The organism is Luteimonas aquatica (assembly GCF_022662575.1).
GTDB lineage: Bacteria > Pseudomonadota > Gammaproteobacteria > Xanthomonadales > Xanthomonadaceae > Luteimonas > Luteimonas aquatica.
On record NZ_JALBFU010000002.1, the window covers coordinates 217,851 to 233,854 of the forward strand.

At 68.1% G+C, this 16,004-nt stretch carries 5 protein-coding genes; 3 read left to right on the forward strand and 2 right to left on the reverse strand.

What is annotated here, in order from left to right:
- Window positions 1-38 precede the first annotated feature (38 nt).
- A complete protein-coding gene (locus tag MD221_RS07040) occupies window positions 39-419 on the forward strand; it encodes a DUF6794 domain-containing protein (protein WP_242108931.1) in 381 nt (126 codons plus the stop codon).
- A gap of 19 nt (window positions 420-438) precedes the next feature.
- Here MD221_RS07040 and MD221_RS07045 read toward each other — a convergent pair whose 3' ends face one another.
- Together MD221_RS07045 and MD221_RS07050 are read right to left on the reverse strand one after the other, a co-directional pair.
- Window positions 439-1,422 carry a LysR family transcriptional regulator gene (locus tag MD221_RS07045; protein WP_242108933.1) on the reverse strand — a complete coding sequence of 328 codons (984 nt, stop codon included), beginning with the start codon at window positions 1,420-1,422 and terminating at the stop codon, window positions 439-441.
- 262 nt (window positions 1,423-1,684) lie between these two features.
- Window positions 1,685-2,692 carry a LysR substrate-binding domain-containing protein gene (locus tag MD221_RS07050; protein WP_242108936.1) on the reverse strand — a complete coding sequence of 336 codons (1,008 nt, stop codon included), beginning with the start codon at window positions 2,690-2,692 and terminating at the stop codon, window positions 1,685-1,687.
- 1,091 nt (window positions 2,693-3,783) lie between these two features.
- Between MD221_RS07050 and MD221_RS07055 the strand changes: the two genes are divergently transcribed.
- On the forward strand, window positions 3,784-10,059 hold the full coding sequence (locus tag MD221_RS07055) for an Ig-like domain-containing protein (protein ID WP_242108938.1): 6,276 nt from the start codon (window positions 3,784-3,786) through the stop codon (window positions 10,057-10,059).
- Window positions 10,060-10,110: 51 nt separating this feature from the next.
- On the forward strand, window positions 10,111-15,999 hold the full coding sequence (locus tag MD221_RS07060) for an Ig-like domain-containing protein (RefSeq protein WP_242108940.1): 5,889 nt from the start codon (window positions 10,111-10,113) through the stop codon (window positions 15,997-15,999).
- Window positions 16,000-16,004: the final 5 nt, after the last annotated feature.

A 16,004-nucleotide genomic window follows, 5' to 3' on the forward strand; every position in this document is an offset into this window, starting at 1 on the left:
GAAGGCCAGTGCAATTCAAAAGCATCCGGAGGATCGCAATGATCGCAAGGATTGTCGTGATGGCCGCCTTGCTCGCCTCCGCCATGGGCGTCAGGGCCGAAGAGGAAGACAAGCCGCTTGGCCCTGGAGAATGGCCGCTGACGGTGGAAGCGACCGTCACCGACTTGGCGAAGCGGATGCCCGAGCCGGCCAGGAAGCAGCTCGCGGCGATGTCCCGGGAAGACCTTGCCGGCACCCATTTCGGAATCGGGCTCTACATCCGCAACCACTATGGCTTGTGGCGCGGGAACCAGTCGCTGCTGAAAAGCGCATGCGACGGGTCGACCTGCCACCCCGACGATGCTTCCGGCAAGATCGTGGAAGCGCTCTGGCAGCGACTGCAGGCCGAGCATCAGCCGGTGTCGACGACCGGGCGTTGAATGCGTTTCGGCAGGACGGCTATGCGACGGGCAGTTCCGGCTTCCGCGCAGCCTCCGCCGCCCTGGGTTGCAGCAGGGGACCGGTCATGCCCACGGGAGGAGGGCCGGCGTGTTCGGGGGAATATCCGGGCACCTCGGGAAGGTATTGCTTCATCAGCCCGACGATCGCCCTGACCTTGGAGGGCACGGGGCGGCTCACCGGGATGATGGCGGTCAGCTCGAACTTCGGTACCTCGTAGTCGGGCAGCAGTCGAACCAGGCGCCCATCGGCCAGGTCCTTCGCGCTTCCCGGGGATTGCACGATGCCGATTCCCGCGCCGTCCATGATCAACTCGTACATGGGACGCCAATGGCTGGTGGTGATGGCGGGGGAGATCGGCACCTGCAGCGGCTCCGCGCGCCCAGGCTCTTCGAGCGCGATGCTGGCGTTGGCGAAGAGGCCTTTGACGTGAATGAAAGGGTGGTGCGCGAGATCGCCGGGACTTGCGATCGGTGGATTTCGCGCGACATATGCCGCGGATGCGAGCAGGGTCCTGTGGATGTAGCCAAGGGGGATCGCGATGATGTTGTCGCCAATGGTCGACCCGAGGCGAAACGACACATCGACGCCTTCCGTCACGGGGTCGATGATGCGGTCGTTCAGGACCACGTCGACCCGCAGGTTGGGATGGCGCTTTTGTATCCGGGAAATCACCTGGGGCAACACGACCTCGCCGAAGCATTGGGCGCTGGCGATGCGGATGGCGCCCCGCAGCGATTCGTCGCGTTGCGTCACCGCGGCACATGCCTCGTCGGCGGCGGCCAGCACATCCTTGCAGCGCGAGTAGAACTCCGCGCCTTCGTCCGTGCACACCAGCGCCCGCGGGCTCCGATGCATGAGGCGGACACCCAGGTGCCGCTCGAGCCGATCGATCCTTTCGCTGATCGACGATTGGCTCAGTCCGAGATCGCGGGCTGCCTCGGACATGCTGCCGCGTTCCACGACTCTTGCGAAGATGCGCATGGCGGTCAATAGATCCATCGATCGATCATATCAGCGGAACCGATGCCGGAAATCGCCGTTGCGCCTCATTGCGGACGCCGCGGCGCTGGACAGCACGACGCGAATCGGCGTGCGCGCAGGGCGTTGGCTGAATCGATAAGAAAGATGTGACCGGTAAGCGCGGATTCATTCCTATGGGGACGGAATGTAATTGCTGAACACAACCCGCAATGCATGAAAGCAGGTGCCATCCTCGCCGCGGTCCTGGGCATCGGCTATGGCGTCAGGGGGCCGCGAGGATGGCCCGCAGCCGCGGCACGGCGAATTCGAGAAAAAGCCTGGTCGTGGCGGGCATGCCGTGGCGCGCGGGCATCAGGGTGTAGGCGAAGGAGTCGGCGGGCTCCCAGCCGCTGGCGGGATCGAGGGCGTTGATGATCTTCCCGCTGTCGAGCATGTCCCTGCAGAGATAGCGCGGCAGGATCGCGATGCCGAACGACGCGGCGACCGCCGCCTGCAGCACCGACATGTTGTTGCAGATCAGGCTCGGCAGCTGATTCAAGGAGACGGTGTCGCCTCCTGGGCGCGAAAACGCCAAGGCATGGTCGCCATCCTGCAGGGTGAGCGCCATCAGGCCGAACCTAGACGCGTCCAGCGGATGCTTGAGTCCGGAAACCCTCTTCACCAGTCGAGGGCTTGCCGCCAGGATCATCGGCATCGCGCCGATGGGGCGCATCACCAGGCTGGAGTCGCCAAGCGGGCTGGAGGAGACGCGAAACGCGAGGTCGATGCGGTCGCTGATCAGATCCGTGTACTGGTCGGCGGCGTTGATGGCGATGCGCACGTGCGGATAGGCGCGATGGAACGCCGAGACGACGGGAATCAACGCGTTCGCCGCGAAGGTGGCCGAGCAGGCGATGCGCAGGAGCCCTTGCGGCTCGTCGTTGATGTTGGCCGCGGCGCTGAACGCCTCTTGCGCGGCATGCGCCAGCACGCGCGCATGGGCGTACACCTGCTCGCCCGCATGCGTCAGCGAAATGCGCCGCGTGTTCCGCTGGAGCAGGCGAACCCCCATCCTGCGCTCGAGCTCCGAGATTCGCCGGCTCAGCTTGGAGCGCTGCAGGCCGAGGCTGCGCGCCGCGGCGGAGAAGCCGGACTGCTCGACGACCTCGACGAGAAGCACCAGGTCTTCCAGTCTTTTCATGCGGCCGCCAGGTATCCGGTTGTCGACGTCAGTATTGTCAAAAGCGCTGCCCGATGATGGAAGACGTCGCCGCAATGGCCAGTAGTGCATCGGAGCATGGCCGGCCATTGCCAGATGTTCCAGCGGCCAGTCGATGCGCCTGGATGAGGCTGGGCCGAACCTGCTTCCTGCACGCCGGCCTGGGTGGCTCAAATTTTTCGTAGCAGGCCGCCTACGGAAGCCGTTGTGTTCCATGAAGCCGACAAGGGTGGATCGTGTTGGCGATGGGCTGTCGATCCGCCGCGATCATACCAATGAAGCGGACGCCGCCAATCGACCGATCATATCTGTTTTAACGATAGGTGATATCGGCTGGATTTTTCACTCGGATTCGCAGAGGCGGATCGTTATGGCCGCGTGTAAACGCGTTGCGGCGACGGCTGAAAACGATTGCGGACGATCTGTTTTAGACAAGTGTTAAGTGCTTGATGCGCCTTGGCATGAGGCGTGCCAGAGACCGTGCACGTCCGAGTAATGGACATGCATGAATGCCGCTGCCGGCGCATCGCTGTCCTGCAACGGAGGACAGTATGTTTCTGCTTCTGAGGATTCTTTTGATGTGGGCATCTGGATAGGCTGCGCCTCCGCGGTCGATGGAAGCATGTTCTGTCTCGGCGCATCGAAGGCGATCAGCTGTCGCGATCTCCTCCACCGAAGGATCGCTTTGCTGGGCCATGAGCCGTCGCGCCGCGGGAGCTTGTGGGCGTTTGCTGTTGGGGAAATCGCGCTGCGTATCCCTTGGGGAGCGATCTGGTTTCGATCGTTCGTCGTGATGCCCGGTCGGCGTGCTTCCCGAGGATGTTTCCCGAGGATGCCAGGACGCATGCGTGCATCCGAATCCATCCCGGTTTTCAAAGCATCAGATTCCTGATCAGGAAGATCGAAGACATGGGGCGGCCCGATCGTGCGCGATGGGGCAGGGGTCCACGAATTCGGCTGCATCCAGCTGCCGATCCGGTGATTCCGACGGTCGAGGGATGCCTCGCGCGAATGGCGCGATACGAAAGCAGTGCAACAGGGCGATTGAGGCGGGCGATCATATGGCGGGGATTCGGCGACACGGGAAAATTGCATCGGTCACACGCTCCGACGGCCTGCGCAAGCGGCGATCGTGGCGCGGACTGGCTGGACTGCTGCTGGCCTTGTGCTGCGGCCCGGTCCTGGCGCTGGTCACCGGCGTCTGGACGGTCACCAGCGATACCAGTGCCACCACCACGACCAGCGGGATCGCGGTGACCGTCAGCGGTTCCACCGGCAACGCGGCCGCCGACTACACCGGAGGCGCCACCTCAAGATTCAATACCACCAACTACTGGACCGAACCCTACGGCGGCACGATCGCCGGAGCCAACTCGCTGCAAGTCAATCTGCCGTTCGGGTTCGTGCCGGGCCGCACGATCACCGTCAACTTCAACAAGCCGGTCGACAACCCGGTCATGCATTTCGACAGGCTGGGTGGCGGTTCCGGCACGGGCCAAACTGCTTACGCGAACAGCTCGCGCTGGACGTTGAGCGGTTCCAACAGTTCGGGCGGCAGCGTCAGCCTGACGCGACTGGGCGGCAATGCGCAGTTCCTGGTCAACGGCAATGCGATCCAGCGCGACGTCGGCGCCAACAATGTGCGGATCGACGCCGCACAGCTCGAGTGCAACGCGGTCGCCAACGGCGCCACTGCGGGGACTGCATGCGGTTCGGTGCGCTTCAATGGCACCGGCATCAGCAGCCTGACGTTTACCGTCGATCCGGTGGGCTACCTCGCGGTCGGTCCCGGGGCGACGGGCATCGGCGACGGCCTGGAGATCGGCTTCAGCTTCCTGGGCTCCAGCGTGGTCGTGCGCAAGCAGTCCATCGGCGGCACCGCCCTGTTCCCGTTCACCTTGGGCAACCTCACCGGCGCCAATCCCAGCCTCAATACCGCCAACGGCAATCCCGCCTCGTCCGCGAGCTTTCCGGTGACCGATCACAGCCAGGCGATCGTGATTACCGAAGGGCAGGTGGACAACTACGAAGTCACCAGCGCGACATGCGAGGACGCCACCGGCAACGGCGTGCCGTCCACGCTGGACAGCAATACGCAGCGGCTGACCATCGCATCGGCAGACTACGGCACCAACCAGGCCATCACCTGCACTTTCGTCAATACCGGGCAGGCGAACCTGCACTTGCGCAAGCAACTGCCCGACGGCCGCTACGTGCCGGCCGACCAGTTCGCCCTGACCATTACCGGTCCGGGCGGATCGTCGGTGACCACGACCGGCTCCGGCAGCACCGCCGACGGCGTGGTGACGGTGAGTCCGGCGCCCGCCGGCACCAGTTTCACCTTCAGCGAAACCGGGGCCAACGGCGCGGACCTGGCCCACTACGACACCACGTACAGCTGCAGCGTCAGTAGTGGCAGCAGCGGGGCCGGGAATGGAGACGGAGGTGGCGGTGCAGGAAGTGGCCGGATCGCCGGCGGCGGCAACCGTGGTGCGGCGCCGACGGTGATCGGCGACACCAGCGGTAACGGCACCAGTTTCAGCCTGATACCGGAAGCCGGCGAAACCATCGATTGCACCTTCATCAATCAGCGCCACGTCGAGATCGATGCGGTCGATGACGATTACAGCGGCACGCCGGTCAACGGCGCCAATGGCGGCAACCTGCCGACGGTATTGGGCAACGACACGCTCAACGGGCAGCCGGTCGATCCCGCGGAGATCGCACTGACGCCCGGGACGGCGCCCACGCCGGCGCAGGGCAGCATCACGATGAACCCGGATGGCACGATCACGGTCGCGCCGGGCACCACCGCGGGGACGTACACCTATCCCTACACCATCTGCGACGACAACAACGCGAGCAATTGCGACACCGCGACGGCGACGATCGTGGTGGAGGCGCCGCCGATCGACGCGGTGGACGACAACTACAGCGCCACGCCGGTCAACGGCGGCTCTGGCGGCAATCTGCCGACGGTACTGAACAACGACACGCTCAATGGCACGCAGGTCGATCCGGCCGACGTCACCCTGACGCCGGGAACGGCACCGGCGCCGGCCGCGGGCAGCATCACGATGAACCCCGACGGCACCATCACCGTCGCGCCGGGCACCACCGCGGGAACGTACACCTACCCGTACACGATTTGCGAGAAAACCAATCCGGATAACTGCGACACCGCCACGGCGACGATCGTGGTCGCGCCGCCGGTGATCGACGCGGTCGACGACAACTACAGCAGCACGCCGGTCAACGGTGCCAATGGCGGCAACCTGCCGACGGTGCTGGGCAACGACACGCTCAATGGCGCGCAGGTCGATCCGGCCGACGTCAATCTGAGTCCGGGCGCGGCGCCGACGCCGGCCGCCGGCAGCATCACCATGAACCCCGACGGCACGATCACGGTCGCGCCGGGCACCACCGCAGGCACGTACACCTATCCCTACACGATCTGCGAGAAGACCAATCCGGACAACTGCGACACCGCGACGGCGACGATCGTGGTCGTGGCGCCGCCGATCAATGCGGTGGACGACAACTACAGCAGCACGCCGGTCAACGGTGCCGACGGCGGCACCTTGCCGACGGTGCTGGGCAACGACACGCTCAACGGCCCGCCGGTCGATCCGGCCGACGTCACGCTGACGCCGGGCCCGCAGGCGACGCCGCCGGCCGCGAGCAGATCCGTCGACCCCGTAGGCTCGAACACGTTGGAGCGGGGCACGACCTCAGGCAGGTCCACCTATCCCTACACGATCTGCGAGAAGACCACTCCGGACAACTGCGACACCGCGACGGCGACGATCGTGGTCGTGGCGCCGCCGATCAATGCGGTGGACGACAACTACAGCAGCACGCCGGTCAACGGTGCCGACGGCGGCAACTTGCCGACGGTGCTGGGCAACGACACGCTCAACGGCCAGCCGGTCGATCCGGCCGACGTCACCCTGACCCCGGGAACCCTGGATACGACGCCGGCCCAGGGCGGCATCACGATGAATCCGGACGGCACGATCACCGTCGCCCCGGGCACGACCGCAGGCACGTACCACTACACCTACACGATCTGCGAGAAGGCCAACCCGGACAACTGCGACACGGCCACGGCGACGATCGTGGTCGCCCCGCCGCTGATCGACGCGGTTGACGACAACTACAGCGGCACGCCGGTCAACGGTGGCAATGGCGGCAACCTGCCGACCGTGCTGGCCAACGACACGCTCAACGGCGCGCAGGTCGATCCGGCCGACGTCAATCTGACCCCGGGCACGGCGCCGACGCCGGCCGCGGGCAGCATCACCATGAATCCGGACGGCACGATCACGGTCGCGCCGGGCACCACCGCGGGAACGTACACCTACCCGTACACGATCTGCGAGAAGACCAATCCGGACAACTGCGACACCGCCACGGCGACGATCGTGGTGGAGGCGCCGCCGATCGACGCGGTGGACGACAACTACAGCGCCACGCCGGTCAACGGCGCCGACGGCGGCAACCTGCCGACGGTGCTGGGCAACGACACGCTCAATGGCCAGCCGGTCGATCCGGCCGACGTCACCCTGACGCCGGGCACGGCGCCGACGCCGACCGCGGGCAGCATCACCATGAATCCCGACGGCACGATCACGGTCGCGCCCGGCACGACGGCAGGAACGTACACCTACCCGTACACGATCTGCGAGAAGACCAATCCGGACAACTGCGACACCGCGACGGCGACGATCGTAGTCGCCCCGCCGGTGATCGACGCGGTCGACGACAACTACAGCAGCACGCCGGTCCACGGTGCCAATGGCGGCAATCTGCCGACGGGATTGGGCAACGACACGCTCAACGGCCAGCCGGTCGCGGCGGCCGGAGTACCCCTGACCCCGGGCACGGCACCGACGCCGGCCGCGGGCCGCATCACCATGAACCCCGACGGCACGATCACGGTCGCGCCGGGCACCACCGCGGGAACGTACACCTACCCGTACACGATCTGCGAGAAGAGCAATCCGGACAACTGCGACACCGCGACGGCGACGATCGTAGTCGCCCCGCCGGTGATCGACGCGGTCGACGACAACTACAGCAGCACGCCGGTCAACGGTGCCAATGGCGGCAATCTGCCGACGGTATTGGGCAACGACACGCTCAACGGCCAGCCGGTCGCTGCGGCCGACGTCACTCTGACCCCAGGCACGGCGCCGGCACCGGCCGCGGGCAGCATCACCATGAATCCCGACGGCACGATCACGGTCGCGCCCGGCACCACCGCGGGCACGTACCACTACACCTACACGATCTGCGAGAAGCCCAACCCGGACAACTGCGACACCGCCACGGCGACGATCGTTGTGGCGGCGCCGCCGATCGACGCGGTGGACGACAACTACAGCAGCACGCCGGTCAACGGTGCCAAGGGCGGCAATCTGCCGACGGTATTGGGCAACGACACGCTCAACGGCCAGCCGGTCGCTGCGGCCGACGTCACCCTGACCCCGGGCACGGCACCGACGCCGGCCGCGGGCAGCATCACCATGAACCCCGACGGCACGATCACGGTCGCGCCCGGCACCACCGCGGGCACGTACCACTACACCTACACGATCTGCGAGAAGGCCAACCCGGACAACTGCGACACCGCCACGGCAACGATCGTGGTCGCGCCGCCGCAGATCGATGCGGTCGACGACGACTACAGCGCCACGCCGGTCAGCGGCGCCAACGGCGGCAACCTGCCGACCGTGCTGGCCAACGACACGCTCAACGGCCAGCCGGTCGCTGCGGCCGACGTCAATCTGACCCCAGGCACGGCGCCGGCACCGGCCGCGGGCAGCATCACCATGAATCCGGACGGCACGATCACGGTCGCGCCTGGCACCACCGCGGGAACGTACACCTATTCGTACACGATCTGCGAGAAGCTCAATCCGGACAACTGCGACACCGCGACGGCGACGATCGTGGTCGCGCCGCCGGCGATCGATGCGGTCGACGACACCTATGGCTCCGTCAGCGGCACGACGGGCAATCCGAACGTGGGCAACGCCTACGCCAACGACACCCTGAACGGCCAGGTGGTCGATCCGGCCGACATCACCGGTCGGGTGGTGACGCCGGCCACGCCGATCAATGGCGGCCCGGTGCCGGAGCTGGATCCGGCCACGGGCGTGGTTCGCGTGCCGCCGGGCACGCCTGCGGGGACGTACACGATCGTGTACGAAATCTGCGAAAAGACCAATCCGGACAACTGCGACACGGCCACGATCACCGTCCCGGTGGATGCCGCGCCGATCGACGCAGTCGACGACAACTACAGCGCCACGCCGGTCAACGGCGCCGACGGCGGCAGCCTGCCGACCGTGCTGGGCAATGACACGCTCAACGGCCAGCCGGTCGTTCCGGCCGCCGTCACCCTGACGCCGGGCACGGCGCCGCCGCCGGTCACGGGCAGCATCACCCTGAACCCCGACGGCACGATCACGGTCGCGCCCGGCACCACCGCGGGGACGTACACCTATCCGTACACGATCTGCGAGAAGCTCAATCCGGACACCTGCGACACCGCCCCGGCGACGATCGGGGGCGCGCCGCCGGCGATCGATGCGGTCGACGACTACTACAGCGCCACGCCGGTCAAGGGCGCCCACGGCGGCAACCTGCCGACGGTGCTGGGCAATGACACGCTCAACGGCCAGCCGGTCGTTCCGGCCGACGTCACCCTGACGCCGGGCACGGCGCCGACGCCGGTCACGGGCAGCATCACCATGAACCCCGACGGCACGATCACGGTCGCGCCCGGCCCCACCGCGGGGACGTACACCTCTCCGTACACGATCTGCGAGAAGCGCAATCCGGACAACTGCGACACCGCCACGGCGACGATCGTGGTCGCGCCGCCGGCGATCGATGCGGTCGACGACGACTACAGCGCCACGCCGGTCACCGGCGCCGACGGCGGCAGCCTGCCGACGGTGCTGGGCAATGACACGCTCACCGGCCAGCCGGTCGTTCCGGCCGCCGTCACCCTGACGCCGGGCACGGCGCCGACGCCGGTCACGGGCAGCATCACCATGAACCCCGACGGCACGATCACGGTCGCGCCCGGCACCACCGCGGGGACGTACACCTATCCGTACACGATCTGCGAGAAGCTCAATCCGGACAACTGCGACACCGCCACGGCGACGATCGTGGTCGCGCCGCCGGCGATCGATGCGGTCGACGACGACTACAGCGCCACGCCGGTCAATGGCGCCAACGGCGGCAACCTGCCGACGGTGCTGGGCAATGACACGCTCAACGGCCAGCCGGTCGTTCCGGCCGACGGCGCCCTGACCCCGCGGACGGCGCCGGCACCGGCCGCGGGCCGCATCACCATGAATCCGGACGGCACCATCACGATTGCGCCGGGCACGACCGCGGGGACGTACACCTACGCGTACTAGATCTGCGATAAGATCAATCCGGACAACTGCGACACCGCCACGGCGACGTTCGTGGTCGCGCCGCCGGCGATCGAGGCGGTCGACGACGACTACAGCGCCACGCCGGTCAAGGGCGCCAACGGCGGCAACCTGCCGACGGTGCTGGGCAATGACACGCTCAACGGCCAGCCGGTCGTTCCGGCCGACGTCGCCCTGACCCCGGGGACGGCGCCGGCACCGGCCGCGGGCAGCATCACCATGAATCCGGACGGCACCATCTCGGTCGCGCCTGGCACCACGGCGGGAACGTACACCTACCCGAACACGATCTGCGAGAAGACCAATCCGGACAAGTGCGACACCGCCACGGCAACGATCGTGGTCGCGCCGCCGCAGATCGATGCGGTCGACGACGACTACAGCGCCACGCGGTTCAATGGCGCCAACGGCGGCAACCGGCCGACGGTGCTGGGCAATCACACGCTCAACGGCCAGCCGGTCGGTCCGGCCGACGTCGCCCTGACCCCGGGGACGGCGCCGGCACCGGCCGCGGGCAGCATCACCATGAATCCGGACGGCACCATCACGGTCGCGCCTGGCACCACCGCGGGAACGTACACCTACCCGTACACGATCTGCGAGAAGACCAATCCGGACAATTGCGACACCGCCACGGCAACGATCGTGGTCGCGCCGCCGCAGATCGATGCGGTCGACGACAACTACAGCGCCACGCCGGTCAACGGCGGCTCCGGCGGCAACCTGCCGACCGTGCTGGGCAACGACACGCTCAACGGTCAGCCGGTCGTTCCGGCCGACGTCACTCTGACGCCGGGCACGGCGCCGACGCCAGCCGCGGGCAGCATCACGATGAACCCCGACGGCACGATCACGATTGCGCCGGGCACGACCGCGGGGACGTACACCTATCCGTACACGATCTGCGAGAAGGCCAACCCCGACAACTGCGATACCGCCACGGCGACAATCGTGGTCGCGCCGCCGCAGATCGATGCGACCGACGACGACTACAGCGCCACGCCGGTCAGCGGCGCCAACGGCGGCAATCTGCCGACGGTGCTGGGCAACGACACGCTCAACGGCCAGTCGGTCGATCCGGCCGACGTCGCCCTGACGCCGGGCGCGCTGGATACCACGCCCGCCCAGGGCGGCTTCACAATGAACCCCGACGGCACGATCACGGTGGCGCCCGGCACCACCGCGGGCACGTACCACTACACCTACACGATCTGCGAGAAGGCCCACCCGGACAACTGCGTCACCGCCTCGGCAACGATCGTGGTCGCGCCGCCGCAGATCGATGCGCTCGACGACGACTACAGCGCCACGCCGGTCAGCGGCGCCCACGGCGGCAATCTGCCGACGGTGCTGGGCAACGACACGCTCAACGGCCAGTCGGTCGATCCGGCCGACGTCGCCCTGACGCCGGGCGCGCTGGATACCACGCCCGCCCAGGGCGGCATCACCATGAACCCCGACGGCACGATCACGGTCGCGCCCGGCACCACCGCGGGCACGTACCACTACACCTACACGATCTGCGAGAAGGCCAACCCGGACAACTGCGACACCGCCACGGCAACGATCGTGGTCGCGCCGCCGCAGATCGATGCGGTCGACGACGACTACAGCGCCACGCCGGTCAGCGGCGCCAACGGCGGCAACCTGCCGACGGTGCTGGGCAACGACACGCTCAACGGCCAGCCGGTCGTCCCAGCCGACGTCGCCCTGACGCCGGGCGCGCTGGATACCACGCCCGCCCAGGGCGGCATCACCATGAACCCCGACGGCACGAGCACGATTGCGCCGGGCACCGCCGCGGGCACGTACCACTACACCTACACGATCTGTGAGAAGGCCAACCCGGACAACTGCGACACCGCCACGGCGACGATCGTCGTCGATTCGACGCCGATCGTCGCGGTCGACGCCAGCGCGGCCACGGCGCAGAACACGCCGTTGGCGAACTCCGTGCTCGGAAACGACACGCTCAACGGCCAGCCGGTCGTCCCAGCCGACGTCGCCCTGACGCCGGGCGCGCTGGATACCACGCCCGCCCAGGGAGGCATCACCATGAACCCCGACGGCACGATCACGATTGCGCCGGGCACCACCGCGGGCACGTACCACTACACCTACACGATCTGTGAGAAGGCCAACCCGGACAACTGCGACACCGCCACGGCAACGATCGTGGTCGCGCCGCCGCAGATCGATGCGGTCGACGACGACTACAGCGCCACGCCGGTCAGCGGCGCCAACGGCGGCAACCTGCCGACGGTGCTGGGCAACGACACGCTCAACGGCCAGCCGGTCGTCCCAGCCGACGTCGCCCTGACGCCGGGCGCGCTGGATACCACGCCCGCCCAGGGAGGCATCACCATGAACCCCGACGGCACGATCACGATTGCGCCGGGCACCACCGCGGGCACGTACCACTACACCTACACGATCTGTGAGAAGGCCAACCCGGACAACTGCGACACCGCCACGGCGACGATCGTCGTCGATTCGACGCCGATCGTCGCGGTCGACGACAGCGCGGCCACGCCGCAGAACACGCCGGTGGCGATCTCCGTGCTCGGAAACGACACGCTCAACGGCGTGCCCGTGTCGCCTTCGACGGTGACCGTCACCCAGACCACGCCGCCGGCTAACGGCACGATCACCGTCAACGACGACGGCACGATCACCTACACGCCGAAGCCGGGGTTCTCGGGCACCGACACGTTCACCTACACCATCTGCGAGAACCAGAACCCGAACAATTGCGACACGGCCACGGTGACCGTGACGGTCCAGCCGAACACGGTGACGGCCACCGACGACGCCGCAACGACCACGCCGTCCACCCCGGTCGCCACGAACGTCCTGGACAACGACAGCAGCACCGGCGCGCCGCTGGATCCGGCGTCCGTGACGATCACCGGCCAGCCCAGGAACGGAACGGTGGGCTGCGACGATGCGGGCCACTGCACCTACACGCCGAACCCGGGCTTCACGGGCACCGATACGTACACCTACCAGGTGTGCGACACCTCGACGCCGACCCCGGTCTGCGACGAGGCGGTGGTCACGATCACGGTGGTCGCGCCGAACCTGTCGCTGGACAAGGTCGCCGAAGCGCCCGTGGACGCCAACAACGACGGCATCGTCGACGCGGGCGACACCATCGCCTACCGCTTCACGGTCACCAATACCGGTGACGTGGAACTGCAGGACGTGGCGGTCAACGATCCGAAGCTCTCCGCCGAGCCGATCGCCTGCACGCCCTCGACCGTGCCGGTGGCGGGAACCGCGGCCTGCGGACCGGTGGTCTATACGATCACGGACGCCGACGTGGCGCACGGCAGCGTGGACAACAGCGCGACCGCATCCGGCACGCCGCCGGGCGGCACGCCGGTGACCAGCGATCCGGACAGCACCACGACTCCGACCACCCTGCCGGCGCCGAAGCTGGATTCGACCAAGGCGCAGACGGCGAACAACGATGCCGACGGCAGCGGCGACGTCAGCCTGGGCGACTCCCTGACCTACGTGGTGACGGTCACCAACACCGGCAACGTGCCGCTGTTGAACGTGCTGGTCGGCGACAGCATGCTCACGCCGCAGTCGGCGACCTGCGCACGGGTGCAGCCGCAGGGCACCTGCGTGCTGACGGGCACCTACGTGGTGGCGCAGGCGGACGTGGACGCGGGCCGGATCGTGAACACGGCTCGCGTGACCACCGACCCGCCGCCGGGCGGCAGCCTGCCGCCGGAGGCCTGCCCGGCCGGATCGACCGATCCGGACTGCGCGCCGACGGCCACCGTGGTCGTGGTGCAGCATCCCGCGCTGGCCGCGACCAAGACCGCGACGCTGACCACCGACGGCGGCACGCCGGGCGTGGGCAATACCGGCGATGTCATTACCTACCAGGTCACGGCGACGAACACCGGCGACGTCACGCTGACGGATGTCGCGGTAACCGATACGCTCGAGGGCGGCGCGCCGACCACGCTGGCCTGCACGCCGACCCGCCTCGCGCCCGGGGCCACGGCGACCTGCGCCAGCTACACGCACACCATCACCTCGGCCGAGGCGGCGAGCGGCGACGGCACGCTCGACAACAGCGTGACCGCCAGTGCCCGCGCGCCGGGCGGCACCTCGGAGACGGTGACGGCGACCGCGGTCGCCAAGATCGAGGTGGAACCCGATCCGACCCTGGTGCGGATCGTCAAGGAGGCGAGGCCTCGCGACGTCAAGGTCGGCGATCTGGTGCGCTACCGGCTCACGCTGGAGAACATCGGCCAGGCCGACGTGGTCGACGCCTCGCTCGTGGACACGCCGCCGCCGGGCTTCACCCTGGTGGACGGATCGCTCACGGTCGCCGATCGCGACGCGGCCGGCCGGCTGGTGGGGGCCTATCCGATCCGCATCGAGCAGATCGACATCGCCGCGGGCGACCGCGCGGTCGTCACCTACCTGCTGCGGGTCGGAGCCGGCGTGCGCGGCGGGATCCATACCAATACCGCGCAGCTGCTCGACGAGGGCAAGCCGGTATCGAACATCGCCACGGCCAGCGTGCAGCTGGTGGCCGATCCCCTGATCGAGGAGTCCCTGATCCTGGGCACGGTGTTCGACGACCGCGACGGCGACGGCTGGCAGGACAGCGCCGCGATGACCGGCGTGCGGGTGCAGGGTGGGTTCGCGCCGGAAGCCTATGTGGCGAACTCGACCACGGTCGATCGCGGCACGGGCCCGCGGCCGGAAGCCGACGCCAGTTCGCCCCTGCTGCACGGCATCGCCGTCGGCGACATCGGCGGGCGCCAGTCCGACGCCGATCCGGCTTCCGCGCATCAGGCGGTGGTGAGCCAGACGCTGAAGTCGCTGGCGTTCACCGATGGCTTCGTGCTGACCACGGCGCAGGGCGTGAGCGTTCGGATGGACGCCGCCGGCAACACGCGGGTGGAGCGCGGCGGCGACGCGGCGAGGAACCTCAACGCGGCCGCGCCGAAGGTCGAGCGCAGGATCGCGCAGATCGAAGGCGGCTACCGCGTCGATTACGTGATCCGCAACGAGGGCGTGGACGAGCGGGGCATCCCCGGCGTGCGCATCGCATCGGTCGAGGGGCTGTTGACGGAGACCGACCAATTCGGCCGCTACCACGTGATCGGCATCGACGGCGGGCGCTGGGAGCGCGGCCGCAACTTCATCCTCAAGGTCGATCCGGCAACGCTGCCGCCGGGCAGCGCCTTCACCACGGACAACCCCCTGGTGCGGCGCATCACGCCGGGACTGCCGGTGCGCTTCGACTTCGGCGTCAAGCTGCCGCCGGGCCTGGTGCAGGGCGCCGAGGAGAAGCTCGAGACGGTGCTGGGCGCAGTGCCGTTCGCGCCGGAAAGCGCCGAACTGCGCGAGCAGGATCTGCCGAGGATCGACGAGATCGCCGGGCAGGTGCGCGGGCACAAGGCCGGCGAGGTCGTCATCGCGGCCACGGGCGAGTCGCAAACGCTCGCCTACGACCGGGCGAAGGCGGTGCGCGAGGCGCTGCTGGCCAGGCTCTCGCCGGAAGAGGCCGCGGGCCTGACCGTGAGCCTGCGCGCGGACGCCGACGATCCGCAAAGCCTGCTGGTCTCGCTGGGCGAGTCGCCGATCCTGGGGACGGTGCTGTTCGACACCGATCGCGCGCAGATCAAGCCCGAGTACGCGGCGGTCGTGGAGAAGATGGCGGCCGACATCGGCGCGCTCGCGGCGCGGGCGCCCGGGCCGCTGGTGATCGGCGTCGTCGGCAAGGCGGATCGGCGCGGAGCGGATGCCTACAACGTGCAACTCGGCCTGCGCCGGGCGAAGGCCGTCTACGAGGCGATCGCCGCGAAGCTCGCGCCCGAGCTGCGCGGCAGGTTGCGCGTGGAGATCAGTGACGACCCGACGGCCCCTGTCGGCCTGCAGCACCGATGAAGGGG

Excerpts from the sequence above, each read along its gene's own strand:
- MD221_RS07040 (WP_242108931.1), top strand. The coding sequence starts at position 39 with ATGATCGCAAGGATTGTCGTGATGGCCGCCTTGCTCGCCTCCGCCATG.
- MD221_RS07045 (WP_242108933.1), bottom strand. The coding sequence starts at position 1,422 with ATGCGCATCTTCGCAAGAGTCGTGGAACGCGGCAGCATGTCCGAGGCA.
- MD221_RS07050 (WP_242108936.1), bottom strand. The coding sequence starts at position 2,692 with ATGCACTACTGGCCATTGCGGCGACGTCTTCCATCATCGGGCAGCGCT.